This is a genomic window from Thermonema sp. (genome assembly GCF_026003375.1).
Lineage (GTDB): Bacteria > Bacteroidota > Bacteroidia > Cytophagales > Thermonemataceae > Thermonema > Thermonema rossianum.
The window spans coordinates 405,590-424,333 of sequence record NZ_BPHD01000002.1 but is presented as its reverse complement, the minus strand read 5'-3'; the positions used below and the strand labels follow the sequence as shown (position 1 = coordinate 424,333).

Annotated in this window: 21 protein-coding genes; 7 read left to right on the top strand and 14 right to left on the bottom strand. The window is 48.7% G+C overall.

The features are described from left to right. Positions 1-59 precede the first annotated feature (59 nt). A complete protein-coding gene (locus QVE43_RS06915) occupies positions 60-1,763 on the top strand; it encodes a LysM peptidoglycan-binding domain-containing protein (RefSeq protein ID WP_288005491.1) in 1,704 nt (567 codons plus the stop codon). Here the strand turns inward: QVE43_RS06915 and QVE43_RS06910 are convergent. The 11 genes from QVE43_RS06910 to QVE43_RS06860 form a co-directional block, all read right to left on the bottom strand. Further along, positions 1,747-3,015: an aspartate kinase gene (locus QVE43_RS06910; RefSeq protein WP_038028585.1), complete on the bottom strand. Its 1,269-nt coding sequence runs from the start codon at positions 3,013-3,015 to the stop codon at positions 1,747-1,749. The genes QVE43_RS06915 and QVE43_RS06910 overlap by 17 nt on opposite strands. A 64-nt stretch (positions 3,016-3,079) precedes the next feature. Continuing rightward, positions 3,080-3,652 carry a rhomboid family intramembrane serine protease gene (locus tag QVE43_RS06905; protein ID WP_288005488.1) on the bottom strand — a complete coding sequence of 191 codons (573 nt, stop codon included), beginning with the start codon at positions 3,650-3,652 and terminating at the stop codon, positions 3,080-3,082. A 6-nt stretch (positions 3,653-3,658) separates the two neighbouring features. After that, entirely contained in the window at positions 3,659-4,195 is a 537-nt protein-coding gene (locus QVE43_RS06900; protein ID WP_288005486.1) for a hypothetical protein, read from the bottom strand. A 25-nt stretch (positions 4,196-4,220) separates the two neighbouring features. Further along, positions 4,221-4,607, bottom strand: coding sequence for a hypothetical protein (locus tag QVE43_RS06895; protein WP_038028590.1), 387 nt, complete (start codon positions 4,605-4,607; stop codon positions 4,221-4,223). 25 nt (positions 4,608-4,632) lie between these two features. Continuing rightward, positions 4,633-4,902 (bottom strand): phosphoribosylformylglycinamidine synthase subunit PurS, encoded by a 270-nt coding sequence (purS, locus tag QVE43_RS06890; protein ID WP_288005483.1) that lies wholly within the window; start codon positions 4,900-4,902, stop codon positions 4,633-4,635. 6 nt (positions 4,903-4,908) lie between these two features. Continuing rightward, positions 4,909-5,592 (bottom strand): CDP-diacylglycerol--serine O-phosphatidyltransferase, encoded by a 684-nt coding sequence (pssA, locus tag QVE43_RS06885; protein WP_288005481.1) that lies wholly within the window; start codon positions 5,590-5,592, stop codon positions 4,909-4,911. Further along, positions 5,564-6,667: a bifunctional diaminohydroxyphosphoribosylaminopyrimidine deaminase/5-amino-6-(5-phosphoribosylamino)uracil reductase RibD gene (gene ribD / locus QVE43_RS06880; protein ID WP_288005479.1), complete on the bottom strand. Its 1,104-nt coding sequence runs from the start codon at positions 6,665-6,667 to the stop codon at positions 5,564-5,566. Before ribD ends, pssA begins: the two co-directional genes overlap by 29 nt. Positions 6,668-6,682: 15 nt before the next feature. Next, complete coding sequence (locus QVE43_RS06875; protein ID WP_288005477.1) at positions 6,683-8,692, bottom strand: NADH-quinone oxidoreductase subunit L; 2,010 nt, start codon at positions 8,690-8,692, stop codon at positions 6,683-6,685. After that, on the bottom strand, positions 8,692-8,982 hold the full coding sequence (gene nuoK / locus QVE43_RS06870) for an NADH-quinone oxidoreductase subunit NuoK (protein ID WP_288005475.1): 291 nt from the start codon (positions 8,980-8,982) through the stop codon (positions 8,692-8,694). The genes QVE43_RS06875 and nuoK overlap by 1 nt, the downstream gene beginning before the upstream one ends. A 6-nt stretch (positions 8,983-8,988) precedes the next feature. Beyond that, positions 8,989-10,020, bottom strand: a complete 1,032-nt coding sequence (locus tag QVE43_RS06865) for a Smr/MutS family protein (protein WP_288005473.1) — start codon at positions 10,018-10,020, stop codon at positions 8,989-8,991. An 82-nt stretch (positions 10,021-10,102) separates the two neighbouring features. Next, positions 10,103-10,600, bottom strand: coding sequence for a regulatory protein RecX (locus QVE43_RS06860; protein WP_288005470.1), 498 nt, complete (start codon positions 10,598-10,600; stop codon positions 10,103-10,105). A gap of 43 nt (positions 10,601-10,643) precedes the next feature. On the opposite strand from QVE43_RS06860, the gene QVE43_RS06855 reads away from it, so the two are divergent. From QVE43_RS06855 to QVE43_RS06835, 5 genes are all read left to right on the top strand, one after another. Continuing rightward, on the top strand, positions 10,644-11,678 hold the full coding sequence (locus QVE43_RS06855; RefSeq protein WP_288005467.1) for an aminopeptidase: 1,035 nt from the start codon (positions 10,644-10,646) through the stop codon (positions 11,676-11,678). 65 nt (positions 11,679-11,743) lie between these two features. Beyond that, the gene (locus QVE43_RS06850) at positions 11,744-12,538 is read left to right on the top strand and encodes a DUF3108 domain-containing protein (RefSeq protein ID WP_288005464.1); all 795 of its coding nucleotides are present in this window, start codon (positions 11,744-11,746) and stop codon (positions 12,536-12,538) included. Between the two features lie 109 nt (positions 12,539-12,647). Next, positions 12,648-13,346, top strand: coding sequence for a phosphoadenylyl-sulfate reductase (locus QVE43_RS06845; RefSeq protein ID WP_288005463.1), 699 nt, complete (start codon positions 12,648-12,650; stop codon positions 13,344-13,346). Between the two features lie 35 nt (positions 13,347-13,381). Further along, the gene (cysD, locus tag QVE43_RS06840; protein ID WP_038028606.1) at positions 13,382-14,281 is read left to right on the top strand and encodes a sulfate adenylyltransferase subunit CysD; all 900 of its coding nucleotides are present in this window, start codon (positions 13,382-13,384) and stop codon (positions 14,279-14,281) included. 29 nt (positions 14,282-14,310) lie between these two features. Next, on the top strand, positions 14,311-15,567 hold the full coding sequence (locus tag QVE43_RS06835) for a sulfate adenylyltransferase subunit 1 (RefSeq protein ID WP_288005460.1): 1,257 nt from the start codon (positions 14,311-14,313) through the stop codon (positions 15,565-15,567). Positions 15,568-15,782: 215 nt separating this feature from the next. On the opposite strand, the gene QVE43_RS06830 is transcribed toward QVE43_RS06835, so the two are convergent. Then, a complete protein-coding gene (locus tag QVE43_RS06830) occupies positions 15,783-16,277 on the bottom strand; it encodes a LytTR family DNA-binding domain-containing protein (protein WP_288005458.1) in 495 nt (164 codons plus the stop codon). Between the two features lie 190 nt (positions 16,278-16,467). Between QVE43_RS06830 and QVE43_RS06825 the strand changes: the two genes are divergently transcribed. After that, a complete protein-coding gene (locus tag QVE43_RS06825) occupies positions 16,468-17,205 on the top strand; it encodes a hypothetical protein (protein ID WP_288005455.1) in 738 nt (245 codons plus the stop codon). Between the two features lie 94 nt (positions 17,206-17,299). Here the strand turns inward: QVE43_RS06825 and rsmA are convergent, their stop codons facing one another. Together rsmA and QVE43_RS06815 are read right to left on the bottom strand one after the other, a co-directional pair. After that, positions 17,300-18,076, bottom strand: a complete 777-nt coding sequence (gene rsmA, locus QVE43_RS06820; RefSeq protein ID WP_288005453.1) for a 16S rRNA (adenine(1518)-N(6)/adenine(1519)-N(6))-dimethyltransferase RsmA — start codon at positions 18,074-18,076, stop codon at positions 17,300-17,302. After that, on the bottom strand, positions 18,063-18,704 hold the full coding sequence (locus QVE43_RS06815) for a hypothetical protein (protein WP_288005451.1): 642 nt from the start codon (positions 18,702-18,704) through the stop codon (positions 18,063-18,065). Before QVE43_RS06815 ends, rsmA begins: the two co-directional genes overlap by 14 nt. Positions 18,705-18,744: the final 40 nt, after the last annotated feature.

Sequence of the window (18,744 nt, the reverse complement as noted above, 5' to 3'; positions counted from 1 at the left end):
AGAAACTTCGTTGAAGAATTCACCGTTGTGCTCATTCACTGAAGAATTGGCTTGAAGATATGCGTTTTCGAAAATCATTGATTGCTTTTTTACTTGCCTTCATGGCTTGGGGCGAAGGACAGCTGCTCATGGCTTATCCTGTTGATTCTTTGGCAACCGAAAGGGAAGGCAGCCTGCAGAAGTATATTCGCTACACACATACGTATTCTTTCATAGAATATGAAAAGAACCATTGGCAGTGGTTCGACATGCCTGCCATGAGGCAGTTCTTTGAGCGTTTTTCACAGGCTAAGAGCCGCAAAGTGCGTGTGTTGCATCTTGGTGACTCGCACGTGCACTATGATTTGCAAACGAAGGTTATCCGGGAGCGCCTGTCTGCCATTTGGGGCAATGGCGGCATAGGCTGGATTGTCCCTTATTCTATTGCCCACACCCATGGCACGGTGGACTACCGTTCGTCGCACCGGGGCGTATGGCAATCGGCTTTAATCACCAAATACAAGCCGGCTTTTCCTTTGGGAAGCAGCGGCGTAACTGTTTATACCGAAGATCCGCAGGCTTCCTTTACCATCCGTATGAACAAAGGCAGTTATGAGCCGGTACACCGTAAATTGCGCATCTTTTGCCGCGCCGATAGCAGCAGCTTCGATATATTGGTAAAAACATCGCCTACGGCAGAGCCTATTCGCCTGCATGCTGTCCCCGGCAAACCTTATGTTGAGACTGTTTTGCCTTCTTTTGATGGATACATAGAGGTGTTGGTCAACAAAAGCAGGGAAGAGCAACGCTTCTTTGAGTGCTATGGGCTGTGGCTGGAGTCGGTAGAAGACAAGGGGGTGGTATATAGCTCGGCCGGTGTCAATGGGGCGGGGGTTGGTTCATGGGCAAAAGAGTCTTTGCTGGCAGAGGAAATGGCTGTGCTTCAGCCCGATTTGGTGGTGCTGGATGTGGGCATCAACGATTTCTATCTGAACAACCATTTTGATAAAAACGCCTTGCGGCATCAACTGGTTACTTTGATAGAAAGCATCCGTGCGCAAAATCCCGAAACCGTGATTTTATTGGTTTCGCCACAAGATGCTTATCGCTACCGCCGGAACATATCGGCATGTAAAGACTATGCGGCATTGCTCAAAGAACTGGCAAGGGCGTACCATTGTGCTTTCTACGACTACTATCATATCAGTGGCGGACAATATTCCATGATGCGTTGGCTGCAAACAGGGCTTGCCAAAAGAGACCGTATTCACCTGACCAATAACGGATACACGGTCAAAGGGGAATTGTATGCCAATGCTTTTCTGAACAGCATGGTGATGGCATTGAGTGTAGAGCAGCTGGCTACGCTCGATTGGCAGCATGCAGACAGCGCGGAAAAAGAGAAAATGGTGATGCCGGAAACAGAGAACAAGGCTTTTCAGCAGGTATCGTATAGCCCCGGCGAAAATGCCACAAAACAGGTTTACACCGTACGCAGAGGAGATTCGTTGGGCAAAATTGCGCAGCTGTACGGCGTAAGTATTGCCGAACTTCAGCGCTGGAATGGTTTGCCCGACTACTTTATTTATCCCGGGCAAAAATTGGTAGTGTATTCGAACCGCCGGCCACAGACAACAACGCCCGCCCGGCACTATGTGCAGCGGGGCGACACTTTGTGGGGGATTGCCCGCCGCTATGGTGTGTCGGTAGAGTATCTGAAAAAAATCAACGGATTGAGCAGCGACGCCCTGCGGGCAGGCACTTACCTTAAGCTTCGTCCATAGGCACCAAAAAACGAATATGTTTCCGGGTAGCCTGTTGCAACAGCACCGGACGATTGCCCCTTACTTTTTCATATAAAGCCGGCTCGTAGTTCAAAATGGTTATGAGCAGCAGCTTGGTGTTGTAGGTGATACTGAAGTCATCTTGCAACAGCTGACGCAGCTCTTCCACATATTCGGGGCGGTAATCGAAGCATACAGACAACGAAAGCGCCGAATTTTGAATTAAGTTGAGTTTTAAATGCAGGCGGTGGCAGGCATCCAGCACATAGCTGATGCGCTCTTCGGTAATAAAAGCCAAGTCTTTAACCGAAAAGCTCATCAAGCATTGGTTTTCTTTGCGTATTACACAAGCTTGTTCCAGGGCTGTCTCTTGGGCATCAATACGGGTGCCCGTCTTTTCGGGCATCATGAAAGAGCGCACCAATAGAGGAATGTTCTTGTTTGCCAGGGGGCGAATGGTGTTGGGGTGAATGACACTGGCACCGTAAAAGGTCATTTCAGCTGCCTGCCTGTATGATAAATGTTCAAATAAAGAAGCAAAGGCATAGTGTTTTGGGTCGGCATTCAACACACCGGGCACATCTTTCCATATGGTGAGGTCTTCGGCATTGAGTGCCGCTGCAAAGAGGGCAGCCGAATAGTCAGAGCCTTCGCGCCCCAAGGTGGTAGTGCGCCCGCCCGGTGCGCCCCCAATGAATCCTTGAGTAAGGAGCAATTGGGTTTCCAGCAATGGACGCAGCCCGGTTTGAATGAGGTGTTCGCTCCATGCCCAATCTACCTGTGCCTTGCGCCAGGTGGTATCTGTTTTGATGTAATCCCGGGCATCGATCCACCGGTGTTGTATGCCGCTTGCATGCAAAAAATGGCTGATGAGTGTGGTCGATAGCAGCTCGCCGAAAGCTACTACCTGGTCGTAGGACTCATGATAATTTTCGGGACGGGTATGGTGCAGCAGTGTGTAGCGAAGCCGGACAAACAAGCGTTCCATGGCTTCAAATGCCGGATGCCCTTCGGGGAACAATGCCCGTGCGGTGTTTATGTGGTAATCATAAATTTCCCGGAAACGCTTTTCATAGTCCTTTTTTGCAAAGTAATCGTCCAATAAGTTTTCCAGTGCATTGGTGGTTTTGCCCATAGCCGAAACCACCACAAGCAGTTCCCGGCTTGTGCCTTGCGTTTGTAAAATATGTGCCACATTGCGAATGGCTTCCGCATCTTTTACGGAAGCACCACCAAATTTGAATACTTTCATAAACAGGAAACAGGGCGTTTAAAGACCGTTTAAAAATGACCAAAAAGCAAAAACAAAGCGAAAGTTACAAAACCGGCGGGGTGGGCTTGTTGCTACCTTTGGGAGGAATCATGAAACCGAACAGGGCGCCTGCACCGCCCCCCATAATGTGTGCAAACTGTGAAATATTATCGTCGGAAAACGCCTGCACGACCTCCTGCCCTATGTAAAGTATCAATACCAACAGGAAGGTGAGAGGCAGGGTGCCCCTGCGCACGTTTACGAAAGAGGCCAATACCATCATCATGAACACAATGCCACTGGCACCGATAAGCCCCGTATCGAAAAAGGTGGCATTAAGCACGCCCCCAAGCAAGGCGGTAATCAGTATCATATACAGCAAGCGCTTGGAGCCGTACTTTTCTTCCAAGATGGGACCTATCAACAGCATAAGAGAGAAGTTGCCGAAGTAGTGTTCCCAGCTGCCATGCCCCAGCATATGGGTAACGAATGCCAGGTATTGGGTCCACGACACATTGAAGACAGGGGGGGCAATGAAATAGTTGATGAGCCCCGGCATCCAGTCACAAAGCAGGCGGATGCCGGCAGCCATGAAGGTAAAAGTTAAAATAACCGGGGCGTTGTAACTGATGCGCATAGTTTTTTATAAAGGATCTGCGGTTACTTGAAAGGTCATATCGGCACGGAAATCTATTTCATATAAAGGCGCTTCGCGCATGATTACTTCTGCTTCCACTTCAAACTCATCTTGTTTTACGTAGTTGTCCAAGTTGTCGGGGGTAGGAGTGAGCGTGAGGGTTTTGCCGGCAGAAGTAGAGATTTCGCCGCTCTCAGCCAGCAGCTTTTTCGGCTGCCCCGAAGCCGATATATAAAGCTTGATGCTTTTAAACATGCTGAAGTTGGCCTGCGAAGGACTGGTGATGGTCAAGGTGAGTTTTTTCAGAATGATGTTTTTGACCTTATCCTTGCTGGTGCCGTTGTTTTGAAACTTTTGCGAGGCATTGGTCTGTACGGGGGGCGTAGGCACGTTGAATGGTGTATTGACGCCTATGGCAGAAGGCACGGTGAAGCTGCTGCTGTAATCGATGTTAAATGTAAGCAGGTCTTCTATTACTTTTTTGCAGGCAGAAAAATGGAAGGCTATTGCCAGCATTACAATAATACCAACTATTTTTTTCATGGCTGTTACTTTTTCACTCTTTGAATTACTGTTTATCTATAATGTGAATTTGGCGAGGATGGTAAATGTGAATTTCCGGGTTGTTTTTATAAATACGCATTTTTCCGGTAACACACACTTCTTTTCCTTCCAAGGCAGTCCATTTGTATTTTTTGTAAGACTTTGGCAGCTGTTCGCGCCATACAACCAAGGTCATGTCTTGGTAAGGATATGGGCGCCCCATGTTCAGGAATACAGGACGCCCCGGTGTGTCTTTGGCCGGTATTACCACCTGTGCAATGACGCCTTTCACAACCACTTCTTCGCCCACATGCAGTACCGCTTCATGCGAAGAAATGGTATCTGACGGTACGACACGCTGAGCGTGTGCATCCGGCAAGCAAAGGAAAAGACAAAACAAAAAAGCAGCCAAGCAACTGCCAAGCCTTGTTGTGTTTTTATTTTTTAAGTGCTTCTTGAAGCTCCTTGATTTCGAAGCTGTAATCTTCCATGATAACATTCGCTAATAGTTTTTGGCAAGCCGTATCGACAATTTCACGCGCTTGCTCGGGGGTTTCCGCTTCAAAAGTCAATACAATATGCTTGCCTATTCTCACATCTTTCACACCTTCAATGTGTAAATGTTTCAAGCCCAATTTAACGGCTTTCCCTTGTGGGTCAAGCAATTCTTTTTTGGGCATCACGTTTACTTCTGCTACAAATTTCATACTAAACTATTGTTTTGGAGAGAAAAATAACCAAGATAAAAGCACATAAAGAACGATAAGGAGAGATAGTCCGCTCCATTGCAAGAGTAGGAGGCAAAGGATACTCAAAACTACAAAAATGTATCGAATGCGGTTATCGTGCCAAGATAAATTTTTGAATTTGAGAGAAAGCAAAGCCCAAGGTGCCAACAGCCAGTAACTGCTTAAAACCACCAGTAGCAGTAAGACAGCGACAGTAGCATGATGCGACGGCGTGAATTGTCGTAAGAGAAAGGGAAGGCCAATCCAAAAGAGGGTATTGGCGGGGGTGGGCACGCCGATGAAGTGGTTGGTTTGGCGTTCGTCTAAATTGAAGCGTGCCAGGCGCAGTGCCGAAGCTGCTGCAATAAGAAAAGCCAGCGATGCCCATGCAAAACCGGCATTTTGAAGCATGCGAAAAGCAACAGAGGCAGGCACTACACCAAACGTTACCATATCGGCCAGTGAGTCCAGCTCTTTGCCGAGCGGCGAACTCACTTTGAGCGCTCGAGCAACGGCACCGTCCAAAAAATCACAGAGGGCACCGAGGGCAATCCACCAAGCAGCAGATTCATAAGGGGCGCCCTGATAAAGAGCTGCTAAGGCCAAGCAGCCAAAAAAGGCATTGCTTAGCGTAAGCATATTAGGTATATGAAGAATGATATTGCGCATGGTAAGGGTTTTTAGGGTTTGAATAAAACAAAAGCAGGTCCCCATCTATTTCTTGGCAGTCTAACAGACGTGCGCCCGGCGGCAGGGTGGGGGCTGCAAGTCCGTGTTGCAGCAAGCAGGGCGCAATGAAAAGACGCAGTTCGTCCCAACAGCCCATCTTTAAAAATGTTTCCAAGGTCTGTTTGCCCCCTTCCACAAAAATGGATTGAATGCCGCGCCGGTAACACTCCTCGAGCACGAAAGCCAAAAGGGTCGTATGGCTTTGGGCTTCGGCAGCAGGAATGGTGCAGTGTTCAATATGCCCGGGAAGAGGGCGTGCGGCGCCCTGTTGAGGACCGAAGTAAAGCGTGGGGGCTTGCCGGTCAAACACCTTGAGAGAGGGCGGCAACTGCCCTTGGCGGTCTATGACTATGCGCAGAGGTTGTTTCCCATGCCAAAGGCGGGCCGTCAATTGTGGATTATCGGTAAGCAAGGTGTTTTTACCTGCCAGAATAGCACTTTCTTCCGTACGCCAGCGGTGCACCAGCTGTTTGCTTCGTTTGCCGGTCATCCATAAAGGCGCAGGGGGCAAAGGGGCTAAATAGCCGTCACTGCTTTGCGCCCACTTTAAAACGATATACGGGCGCCGTTGAGTCATGAAAGTAAAAAAACGGCGGTTGAGCCAATAGCCGGCTTCTTGGCAAACGCCCGTTGTTACTTCTATGCCTGCCGCCCGCAGCATCTCGATGCCTTTGCCTGCCACCAATGGGTTGGGGTCCAAGTTGGACACCACCACACGGCGCACTTGCTTTTCCACCAGCAGGCGGGCGCAAGGGGGCGTTTTCCCGAAATGAGCACATGGCTCTAAGTTGACATATACCGTGCTTTCTCTTAAGAGCGCTTCGTTGCTCACTTGTCGCAGGGCATTTACTTCGGCATGTGCTTCACCATATCGCTGATGCCATCCTTCGCCAAGGATACGCCCTTGATGAACCACTACACTGCCTACCAATGGGTTAGGGGCTACTTGCCCTTTGCCATAAGTAGCCAGTTGCAGGGCACGTTGCATCCATACTCTATCTTCGTGTTGACTCATAAGCCAATATCCAATCTATATTGCAACTCCTAAGACAATCAGCGCCAGCGCAACGATGGCTATCCAAGCGTATTCTTGTAAAATACCGCTTTGCAGGCGGCTACCTATGTAGGCAGCCAAGCGTGCCATGCCTGCTATGGCTTTTACCATGCCATCGACGATTTGGCGGTCTGTCCAGGCAATCACATGGGCAGCTACCACCGTGATTTTGCCCAAACCATTGATGAGCCGGTCAATGCCTTTACTGTCGAATTGGTGGGCTGCCCTGCATAGTTTCAGTCCCCATGCTGTAAGGCGGTCTTGCAGCCATACGCTCTCCGTTTGCTCGTTTGGCTTTGCTACATCCATCAAGTAACGAATGACACGGTCTTGTAAGCAGCAAAAACGGTAGAGCAAACGGGCAAGGGGTTGTAAATAGGGCTCGTTGTGTGCCGTTCTTCCTTTGGGGGAAAATCCATAAAGCCATGCGCCCAGAGCAAACATAAACAAAGCACCTGCGCTTGTAAGGTAGCCTATAGCATGTGGCAGGGAAGCTTCAGGGGCTTTCAGGCGTTGCCAAATGGCGCCGGCTTCCAATGACATGGGGTTGGGGCTCCACCAAAACCATAAACTCCCGATTGATAACAAGGCAAGTGGAATGCTAAAGGTAGCATGGGGCTGAGCCGGAAAGCCGGCCGCTTGTTCAGGTGGCGCCGGTCGCAACCAAATCAGGCCGGTTTGGCGCCCCATGTAAAAAGCCGTGAGTAAAGCGCCCAAGATGGCACCACTGCCCAAATAATAAGCAACCTGACCAAAGCGTACATGGGACGCCCACACGCTCATGATGATGTTTTCTTTGCTCAGGGCGCCGGCAGTCAGTGGAAAGCCGGCAAGGGCGGCAGCCAATATGCCATAGGGTATTGCCAACCAAAGGGCGCGGTGTGCCCATCCACCGGTTAAAAACATATTCTGTGCATCGAAGTGTAGCCCCTTCTTTTCTTGCCAGTGATGCAGGTAGTAAATAACCGCCCCTACCGACAAAAACAAGCCGGCTTTAAAAAACGCATGAGTGAGCAGGTGTGCAAAACCACCGGCCGGGTTGTGCAGCGCAATTGCCAGAATCATATAGCCCAGTTGAGATACCGTAGAGTAGGCAAGCACGCGCTTCATGTCTTTTTGAACACAAGCCAGCAGGGCACTCCACAGTATGGTTATCAGAGCCAAGCCGGCAATGACGAGCAAGGTGCTGTCAGGGAAAAGGGGGTGCAGGCGAAACAGCAAGTACACGCCGGCCGCCACCATGGTTGCCGCATGTATGAGCGCCGAAGCGGGGGTAGGTCCTGCCATGGCGTCGGGAAGCCAGAAGTGCAGTGGAAACTGCGCCGACTTGCCCATGGTGCCCCCAAACAGACACAATGCCGCCCACCAAGGCAAAGTTTGTTGCATTTGAAGCAGGTCGGTGCTGCCGGTCAGCAGCAGGCAAGCCCCAATGCCTACTACGAAAGCCGCATCGCCCAGGCGGTTGGTAACAAAAGCCTGCAAGGCTGCTCTGCGTGCTTCGCTTCTTTCGTGCCAAAAGCCGATGAGCAGGTAAGAACAGAGCCCCACCAGCTCCCAACCTACGTAAATGAGCAGCAAATCGCGCACAAGCACGATGCCCAGCATGGCGAACACAAAAAGCGATAAGTAGGCAAAATAGCGGCTCCGGTGGGTTTCTTCTTGCATATAGCGACAAGAGTAAAGCGCTACGCAGCTCCCCACCAAGCCCACGATAAAGACCATCCAGGCGGTGGGGTAGTCAATATAAATGCCGCTGTTGACGGAATAGTTTTTGAGCAACTGCCAGTGAACGGGCAGCTCAATGACCGTGCCGGGCACTTGGCCGGTGCTTCGTAAGAGCAACCAGCCTGCCGTGCTCAGACCGCCATAGAGCACCACCGACACCACGCCATCGACGCGCGCCCGGGCAAAAGGCTGCACCAGCAACAAGATGCCCCATGCCAAAGGCATCAAAAGCAAAAGCCATAAGCTGTGGATAAGCTCCATCAGTGCTTGAGTTCGTTCAGTTGATCTATATTCGTGTGTTTGTGTTGTTTGTATAACATCAACAGCAGTGCCAAGATGATGCAGGCTTCTGCAACGGCAATCACCATAACAAAAAGAGCAAAGAGCTGATTGGTGGGGTCATACAGTTTAGAGAACACCACCAGGTTGATATTCGCGGCATTGAGCATGAGTTCTATGCCCACCAGCCACATGACTGCCTGCCGCTTGGTGAGCACAATGCCCAAGCCAATACAAAAGAGAATAGCGCCAATGCCCAGAAAGAACTGCATGTTCCGTTATTTGCTTTTTAATTTAATGAACGTGGCACCATATCCGAACTTTTCCTTGTGCGCGTCCTGAAAGTACTCTACCTGTGGGTGCCCGCTTGCTCTTTTCTGAATGGCGTCGCGCAACTTGCCGTTGCCTACTCCATGAATAAAGATGATTTCCGTCATGCCGGAAGCAATGGCCGCATCGAGCTTTCTTTCGAACACATCCAATTGATAGGCGAAGATGGCTTCGGGGCTCATGCCTTTGTGCTCGGGCAGCAGCTTTTCTATGTGTAAATCCACTTCATATTCGGGCGTTTCTACCGTCACATGGCTTTGCCCGGCTTGGTCTTGCTTCAAAAGGTTGTGAGTAATCTGCTGGGCATCGATGGCACGGCTGACTTCCCACTCGGTAGCCTTCCATTGAAAATCTTTGTCCAGCTGAAAAACATAGCCTTGTTTATCAAGCACCGGTGCTATTTGCGATGCCTTGAAGAAGGTCGAAGCCCGGAACTGTAACTTGCGCAGCAAAGGCTGCGGCAAAGGATAGTAGCCTTGGCGGAAGAGCAACACTTGAAAATAGTAGATGCCCCACTTATCGAACTGTTCAATGTTTACCTCATCGATACGGGCATATTGCCGTGCTCCCAATACACCGCCTGCCACGCCCATATGATTGCCATTTTGCTCTTTGCTTACGGCATAAGGCGTAGTCCAGTCGGTATTGTTGATGAAGTACAGCTGATATAAACGGTCATTGGTGGGAATAAAAGCCAGATACAACCCTTTATAGCTGTAAAGCGGTGATTCGGTGCCGCCGCTTTGCTGCTTGCTCCCTTCTTGTGAAGCCCTTTTTTCGCTTGCCGGGCGGCTGCTTTTGGCAGGTGCCGGCTTGTCGAAATATTCATTTTCTTCGCCTGCAATGAGTACCAGCTCATTGGCTGCCACAGGAATAATGAAACCATCTTCAATTTCTACTTCGGCAATGTTGCCCTGTATTTTCACTACGACGCCTTCCATGTTGTCGTGCAGCAGGCGTACGCGGTCTCCTATGTTCATGGCAGTTGTTTTAAATTACATTGAAACATTTGAATTGAATTTCAGCCGGGCAGAATGCCCGTACTTCAAAGCAAAAGTAACATTAATTTCCTAAAGCCTGCAGTAGCTTTTGTATGAAATCCATCTCATATCCCTTTTGTTGGGCATAACGGATGAGTTTAGCCTTCCGTTTCCGGCCGTCGGTCTCTGTTTTTTCGAGTTGTGCTGCTTTTTGTTGAAGCAGTTGATGCAAACAGCGCTCGTACTGCTCCGGCTCTATGCCGTCAAGTGCTTCGGCAATCAGCGTTTCATCGATGCCTTTTTGCCTTAGATGGAAGGCTATTTTTTGTTTGCCCCATTGTTTTTGTCTGAATTTGCTTTGTGCATAAAGGCATGCGAAACGCCGTTCATCGAGAAAGCCGTCGTCCATAAGCATCTCTATACATTGGCGCCGCTCTTGCTCGGAAAGGGTGAATTTGTCTTTGAGAAACTGCTCCACTTCGCGCGGGGCGCGCTCTTGATAGGCGCAATAGCGGCAAGCCTTGGCATATACTTCGTCGAAGGGGATGGTACGTGGGGGACGCCGGCGGTAGTTTCTCATCGTAAAAATTGATTATCTTCTTTTTCTCAAAATTACAAAGCTTGTGAAGAACATAAAGAAATGGCTGCTGCGTAGTCTGTGGTTGCTTGTGGGGCTGTCAGGCATGGTGTTGCTGTATTATGCCCCTTTATTGCCCTATGGTTGGCGCCAGTTGAAAGGGCAGCTGCGTATCTTATGGCATACGGTCCCCCTTGAAGAAGTGTGGAAAAGCGACACGCTGCCGCCGGTGGTGCGCTATCGTTTGCATCTGATAGGAGAAATCAAACGCTTTGCGGAAACACAACTGGGGCTGATGCCCACAGACAACTACCGTACTTTTTATGATACGCAGGGAAAAGCGGTCTTGTGGGTGGTAACTGCGGCACCGCCCTATGCTTTGGATTACTACTACTGGCACTTTCCTGTGCTGGGCCGGGTTTCGTACAAAGGACACTTTGAGCGCCGCTATGCCGAGCAAGACTCTGCCCGCTTGGCTGCCGAAGGCTACGAAGTGTCTATTGGCGAAGTAGCTGCGTGGTCCACCTTGGGCATATTGAGTGATCCGGTGTTGTCTTCCATGACGGCACGCGAAGAAGGCGAATTGGCGGAGCTCATCATTCACGAGCTCACGCATGCAAGCGTTTACTTAGCCGATAGTGTGGAATTCAACGAAAACCTCGCTTCCTTTGTAGGGCAAGAAGGGGCTAAACGCTTCCTGGCACAGCACTACGGCAAGCACAGTTTTGTTTATCAAGACTATGTGCGCCGTTTGCACGACCGGGCGCTTTATACCGCTTGCCTTTTACAACAAGCGCAGACTTTGGATAGTCTGTATCGCAGCGAAGGCTTTCGTGCCCTCAGCAATGAAGAGAAGCAGAAAACCAAGACATTGTTTTATGCACAATTGCAAAAGGCATTGCTTGCATTGCCTTTGAGCCCATCCATACTGGAGCGTATGCGGGCGCATCCACCGGTTTTTAACAATGTGGAATTATGTGATTTGCTTCGTTATTACAGGTATCAAGATACACTGCAGCAGCTTTTTCGCGAAAAGTTTCACCGGGACATTGCTGCTATGATACAACATTTTAAAAACTAAAAATTTAGAAATGCCGGCTTGGTACAATCTTTGAAAATGAATAAATTAGAACAAAGTAAAATGCTATGAAAAAGTTAATATCCTTGGGGCTTTTGTGGGTGCTGCTGGCAGCGGCAAGCTGGAAAGAAAGTTACCGTGTAGTACAGCACGACGCCTTTCAAGCCGGAGAAGAAATCGATTATTTGGTGCACTATATGTTTGTGAATGCCGGTACGGCGCACATTGAAATGAGCAAAAAGTTATATTCTGTCAATGGGCGCCCCTGTTACCGGGTCGATGTATATGGTAAGAGCATCGGAGGGCTGGAAATGGTTACTCGAATACGCGACTTTTGGCGCTCTTATATCGATACGGCAGCCATTGCCCCGCATCGCTTTTACCGGAACATACAAGAGGGCAACTATAAAAAAGAAGAAACCACGCAGTTTTACCCTTTGAAACGTCTGGCAAAAGTAAAAGATGAAAACGGTGTATCGGTGGTGAAAACGCCCCCTTATGTGCAAGACCTGGTGAGCGGTTTTTATTATGTGCGTACACTGGATTTCAGCCAATATCAAAAAGGGGATACTTTGCGCATTCCGGGCATCTTGGAAGACGATATCTACGACTTGGCAGTCATTTACTTGGGCACGGAAGAGGTAGAAACCAAATTTGGATGGATAGACTGCCATGTGCTCTCGCCCGTCATGCCGCCCAATGAACTCTTCAAAGGTACCCACCCCGTGAAAATGTGGATTTCGTCAGACAAGAACCAAATCCCTGTGAAAATTGCTGCCGAACTGCTGATTGGTGCCGTGGAGGTGGATATTGAGCAGTATAAAAACCTGAAACATCCTATGCCATTCAGGAAAAAACAATAATATGAACATTTTTGTATTTTTTTGATATTTAACTGCTTTTAAGGTCTCATTATGAGACCTTAATTTGTTTTATTCTTGTATATTTGCAATCTACAAAACCGCACGGGCTATGAATGAATTAATGAAAAAAGCAGAAGCTTGCCTGCATGAACAAGACATCGTGGCCACCTTACGAGAACTAAGTGAGGCTTTTAAGGAGCGCGTGGCTTTTTCTACCAGCCTGAGCCTGGAAGACCAAATCATTACGCACCTCATCTTCAGCCACGACCTGCCTATCCGGGTGTTTACACTCGACACGGGGCGTTTGTTTCCTCAAACTTATGAAACGCTGGAGCGCACCCGCAAGAAGTATGGTAAGACCATAGAAGTGTATTTCCCACCGCAGGAAGAAGTGGAGCGCATGGTCAATGAAAAAGGCATGTTTAGTTTTTATGAGTCGGTGGAAAACAGAAAAGAGTGCTGCTTTATTCGTAAGGTATTGCCGCTCAACCGGGCGTTGAAGGGCGTAGCTTGCTGGATTACCGGCATCAGAGCCGAGCATTCGCCGCTGCGCAGCAATATGCGCTTGATAGAATGGGACGAAAGCCGCCAAATGGTAAAATATCAGCCCTTATTGCACTGGACAACCCCACAAGTAGAGGCTTTTGTAAAAGAGCACAATATCCCTTACAACCCACTCTTCGACCAAGGATTTTTAAGCATTGGCTGTCAGCCGTGTACGCGCGCCGTTGCCCCCGGTGAGGACATTCGCGCCGGACGCTGGTGGTGGGAGCAAAGCCACAAAGAGTGCGGCTTACACGCTCGTTAGTCTTATTTTTTTGACCTTTTTAACTGCTCAATGCCATGAAATACTTCGATTATTTAGACTACCTGGAGGCTGAAGCCATCCACATATTACGTGAAACAGCCGGGCAATTCGAACGCCCCGCCTTGCTTTTTTCCGGTGGTAAAGACTCTATTACCTTGGTGCATCTTGCTTTAAAGGCTTTTCGTCCGGGCAAATTGCCTTTCCCTTTGGTGCATATAGATACCGGCCACAACTTCCCCGAAGCCATTGCTTTTCGCGATGCGCTGGTGGAAAAAATTGGCGCCGACCTGGTGGTGGGCTATGTGCAAGACTCTATAGACCAGGGCAAGGTGGTAGAGCCCACAGGCAAATATGCCAGCCGGAATGCTTTGCAAAGTGTGACATTGCTCGATACCATCCAAGCCCACGGTTTTGATGCCTGTATAGGCGGGGCACGCCGCGACGAAGAGAAAGCACGTGCCAAAGAGCGCATCTTTTCGCATCGCGATGAGTTTGGGCAGTGGCAGCCCAAAAAGCAACGTCCCGAATTATGGAATATCTACAACGGCAGCATACGCAAAGGAGAGCACATGCGTGTATTTCCTATCAGCAACTGGACGGAGCTGGATGTATGGCATTATATCTTGCGCGAAGGTATAGAGTTGCCTTCCTTGTATTTTGCACACCGGCGCGAGTGCATCTTGCGTGACGGACAGCTTCTGGCAAACTCTGACTTCATCTATAAAGATGAACAAGACGTAATTGTAGAAAAGAAAGTACGCTTCCGCACCGTAGGCGATATGACTTGCACGGCTGCCGTTGAGTCAGAGGCAGAAACCGTAGAACAGGTGATAGAAGAAATCAAAGCGGCAAAAACCACCGAGCGCGGCACTCGCGTAGATGACCAAGTATCGGAAGCGGCCATGGAAGACCGCAAAAAACAGGGCTATTTTTAATTAAAAACCTTCTGAACCGGATTACAACTATGGATATACTTCGTTTTTTGACAGCCGGCAACGTAGATGACGGAAAAAGTACACTCATCGGGCGCATGCTCTACGACAGCCACGCATTGCTCGAAGACCAAATGCAAGCCATCGCCCGTGCCAGTAAAAATAAAGGACTTTCCGGTGATGAGCTCGACCTGTCTTTAATTACCGACGGGCTACGCGATGAGCGCCAACAAGGAATTACCATCGATGTAGCTTACAAATACTTCAACACACCCAAACGTAAGTTTATCATTGCCGACACACCGGGACACGTGCAGTACACCCGCAATATGGTAACCGGTGCTTCGAACTGCCAACTGGCAATTATTTTGGTAGATGCCCGCCATGGCGTGACCGAGCAGACCCGCCGCCATAGCTATATTTCGGCACTGTTGGGCATCCCTCACTTTGTGGTTTGTGTGAACAAAATGGACTTGGTGGACTATTCACAAGCGCGTTTTGAAGAAATAGTAGAAGACTACCGGGCAATGGCGCAGTCCATGCCTGTACAAGAGGTGACCTTTATTCCTGTGAGCGCTTTAAAAGGGGACAATGTAGTGAAGCCATCGGGGCGCATGCCTTGGTATGAAGGCAAGCCTTTGTTGCAGCATCTCGAAGAGGTGCCCGTAACCGATGATATCAACTACCGGCTGACCCGCTTTCAGGTGCAATATGTTATTCGTCCCAAAGATGACCGTTTCCATGATTATCGTGGATATGCAGGCAGGATGATGAGCGGCGAGTTGAAAGCAGGCGATACGGTAATGGTATATCCTGCCGGTATGATAACGACCGTCACCGGCATAGAGCTGGGCAACCGGCCACTCAACGAAACACAAGCGCCCATGTCTGCTACCCTGCTTCTGGCAGACGATATCGATATTTCACGGGGCGATTACATCTTCAAACCGGAGCAAATGCCTGCCATAGTGAATGAAGTAGAAGCTGACATCTGTTGGCTCGACCAAAAGCCTTTGATGCAAGGTGGAAAATATTGGTTGCAGCACCATAGCAAAAAAATACAATGCAAAGTAGAGCACATCGTTTATAAAACGGATATTCATAGCTTGCAGCCCGTGGAAGGGCAGCCCCTTCTGGCTATGAACGATATTGGACGTGTGCGCTTGCGCCTGGCGGAAGAATTATGTATTGATGATTACCGTATCAATCGTGCTACCGGCAGTGCCATACTCATTGACCCGAATACGTACAACACGGTAGCCGCCGTGATGATGCGTGTGGATGAATGATTCGACGAACGTTAATCGAGTGAAACTATATTTTTATCGTATAAAAGTATGCATTCGTCGAGAAGTGCTTGCGCGCCCGGAATAATCCTTTTATCATTGTAGTAACATTAAATCAGAAATAAGATTTCCGCTTGTCGGATTATATATGTAGTGGTAGCTGAATCTCCCGGATGCCTTTGGCGCTTGGGAGATTGTTTTTTATTAGTGCAATAATGTCATTCTTCCCGGATACCCTGCAGCTTATTTGTGGCAAGCAGTTGCTTGATGTCGTTTTTGTAACATTTACCGATAGGAATCAAGCGGCCACCAGTAAGCAACAGCTTGTTTTTTTGAACATGCACGATGGCTTGGCTATTGACAATAAAAGAACGATGCACACGCCAAAAATAAGCGGGCAGGAGCTGTTGCACTTCTTTTAGTGTTTTGGCAAAGCAAAAGCATTGCTTGTCTTGCATTTGTATGTGCACATAATTGCTGACAGCCCGGACAAACAAAATTCCGGCAGCAGGAATACGATATTGTTTTTTCCGGTCGGCAAGCACAATGTAGTCGTCTTCTTCGGTGCCGGTTATTATCTTGAGCAAGCGGCAGCATTCTTTTAAGGATTCTTCTTGTGTGAGCAGGTGGGCAAGCTTTGCCTTTATTTTCTCTATACCGATGTTTTCCTTCGTGAGTGATAGTTGTAATGTTACTTTAAAGTTGTGATTCATAATTGTAGTTTTTAGTGTGGCTGTTTATACCATATACTTTGCATTGGTAAACGCTTATTGATTTTTAATATCTTGATTTTTAGAAGATGGACGTTTACTCAGTATCGCTGTGCTTTCACTCAATACCTTTTATTTTTGGCATTTGGCTTGTGTATGGTTTAGGTATGTTTTACCTAAAAATGTTAAAACTATGAAACGTTCATTCAAACACTCGTTGCGCACCTTGATGTTGGCGTTACTGTCAGGTGCTTTAGTGTTGGGGGCTTGCAAAGGACCCAAAGGCGACAAAGGCGATCCCGGACCGCAAGGTCCGCAAGGCGAACAAGGACCACAAGGTCCACAAGGGCCTGCCGGTCAGGATGGTGATCCCGGCTACTTCGTTTGGGATCCCGGAGTAACCGTTACGCTGATAGGAGCCACTTTAAGTGATGGCACTACTGATTTCGGTGGCGATCCTGATGATGATGTCTTTGAACTGGTGCGTGCATCTGCACCTTCAGCAAGTTATGAAAATAATAATGCACCATTTAATGACCAATTGAATATTCAGTTGAATACATCAAATGGAGAAAGTTATCTCTTTATAAGCTTTAACTTCCCTTCCACAGATGATTTAGGTAGTGCAGATCCCGCAAATGCTGTGAGTGTCTATGTAGGCATGGGGCTAAGTAAACCAGTAGGCAATAATACGGTTCACTATAAAACTCTTAATGTAAATGACTCTAACCTTGGTAACCCTGACAACATAGTTGTCGATAGCTGGAGCTATGATGCTGCTACCGGTGAGCTTACTTTCAAAATCACGCTTCAAGATGAGGATCCGGGCGATAGTGATTCTGATGGTAATACTTTAGCCGGTGCTAATGTTGGCAGTGTGGTGATTGAAGGTACCATACCGGTGGTAGAGGTACTTCAGCGCCCCAACTAAGGGAAACTCAACCCCTGCTTTTCAGGAGTCGCCTCAGGGCGGCTCCTTTTTTCATTTGAGTGGCTTCATGCCGCAGGCTTTTTTATTGCTGCTTTTATGAGATTTGTTGCTGCAGCCACAGGCAAAGCGCTTCGAAGTCGGCAGGAGAGAGCTGCTCGGCGCGCCGGCTCAGGAAATCATGGCTCTTGCCGGCGGGCAAAAAGGCCTTCAAAGCATTTCGCAAGGTTTTGCGGCGTTGGTTGAAGGCTGCTTTCACGATGGTGAAGTAAAGCTTCTCATCACAGCGTAAGGGCTGCAGTGTGTCCGCTGCCTGCATGCGAATAACAGCCGACTGCACTTTGGGCGGCGGCAGAAACACATGGGGAGGCACGGTGAAGCAATATTCTATCTTGTAAAAACGCTGCAGCAACACACTCAAAATGCCGTAAGACTTATTGCCGGGCGGGGCAGCCAAACGCTCGGCAACTTCTTTTTGAATCATACATACTACTTCGGGAATATGCCGACGGTGTTGCAGCACTTTGAAAAAGATTTGGGAGGAGATATTATACGGAAAATTACCGGCAATGGCCACGGGTTCCTGTATGAAAGGACTTAAATCCATCGTAAGGAAATCATCGAAAAGAATGCGCCCTTGGGCATGCAGCCCGGGGTAGTGCTCTTGCAGGTAGGCAATGGATTCCCGGTCTATGTCGAGCAGATAAACGGTATAGGGCAATTCTAAAAGAAAGCGACTGAGCACGCCCGTACCGGCACCTATTTCTATCACCTGCCGGTAGTTGCCATGTCCTGTTAACTGCTTGGCTATTTTGCGGGCAATGTTGTCGTCTTTCAGGAAGTGCTGCCCTAAATGTTTTTTAGGCTTGACCATGCGTTTCTTTGCTTTCGTTTTGAGCGTCGTTCGCTTCTATCAGCCGGGCAAGTTGCAGACACAGGCGGCTGCCTATCATCAACACCTTGTCGTAGGCTATGGGCTTGGTAGAAGAGAAAAGAACCAGCGTAATGGCTTGTTGATAAATAACCAAGGTGCTGAATAAGTCCCGGAGTGTGGGGTATTGCTGCATGAGCGGGTTCAGGTAGTCTTTGGCTATGATTTGAGCAAGTGAGGCATGCCCTACATATGCCCAACCGGCATCCGGAAGCAGCGAGAAGCTTTCTTTTTCCTTCTCTTTCAAACCATGGTAGTGCGTTTCCGGAATAAGCTGCACGTGCACCCCTTGTGGGTTGCCGGTATGCAAGTTAATGACAAAGAAGTTGAATTTATCGCGTAGTGTGCGCTCAATGAGGAGGGCACGCCCTTCCATGTCGGTTTTGAGCAAGGGATAAACTTCATTGCTTTGTGTGCTTAGTTGTAGCTCTGCTTTTTCAAACTGTTTTTTGAGCGCTTCAAACTGCCGGACAAGCCTTTCGTTATAACGGCGGCTTTGACGGCGCGCATACACCCACAAAAAGGTAAAGCCTGCCACAACCACAAATAAAAGTGCTGACCAAAAATACATGGCTTTCCGGAATTATTTTATTGTCCCCCAAAGTTAGGGC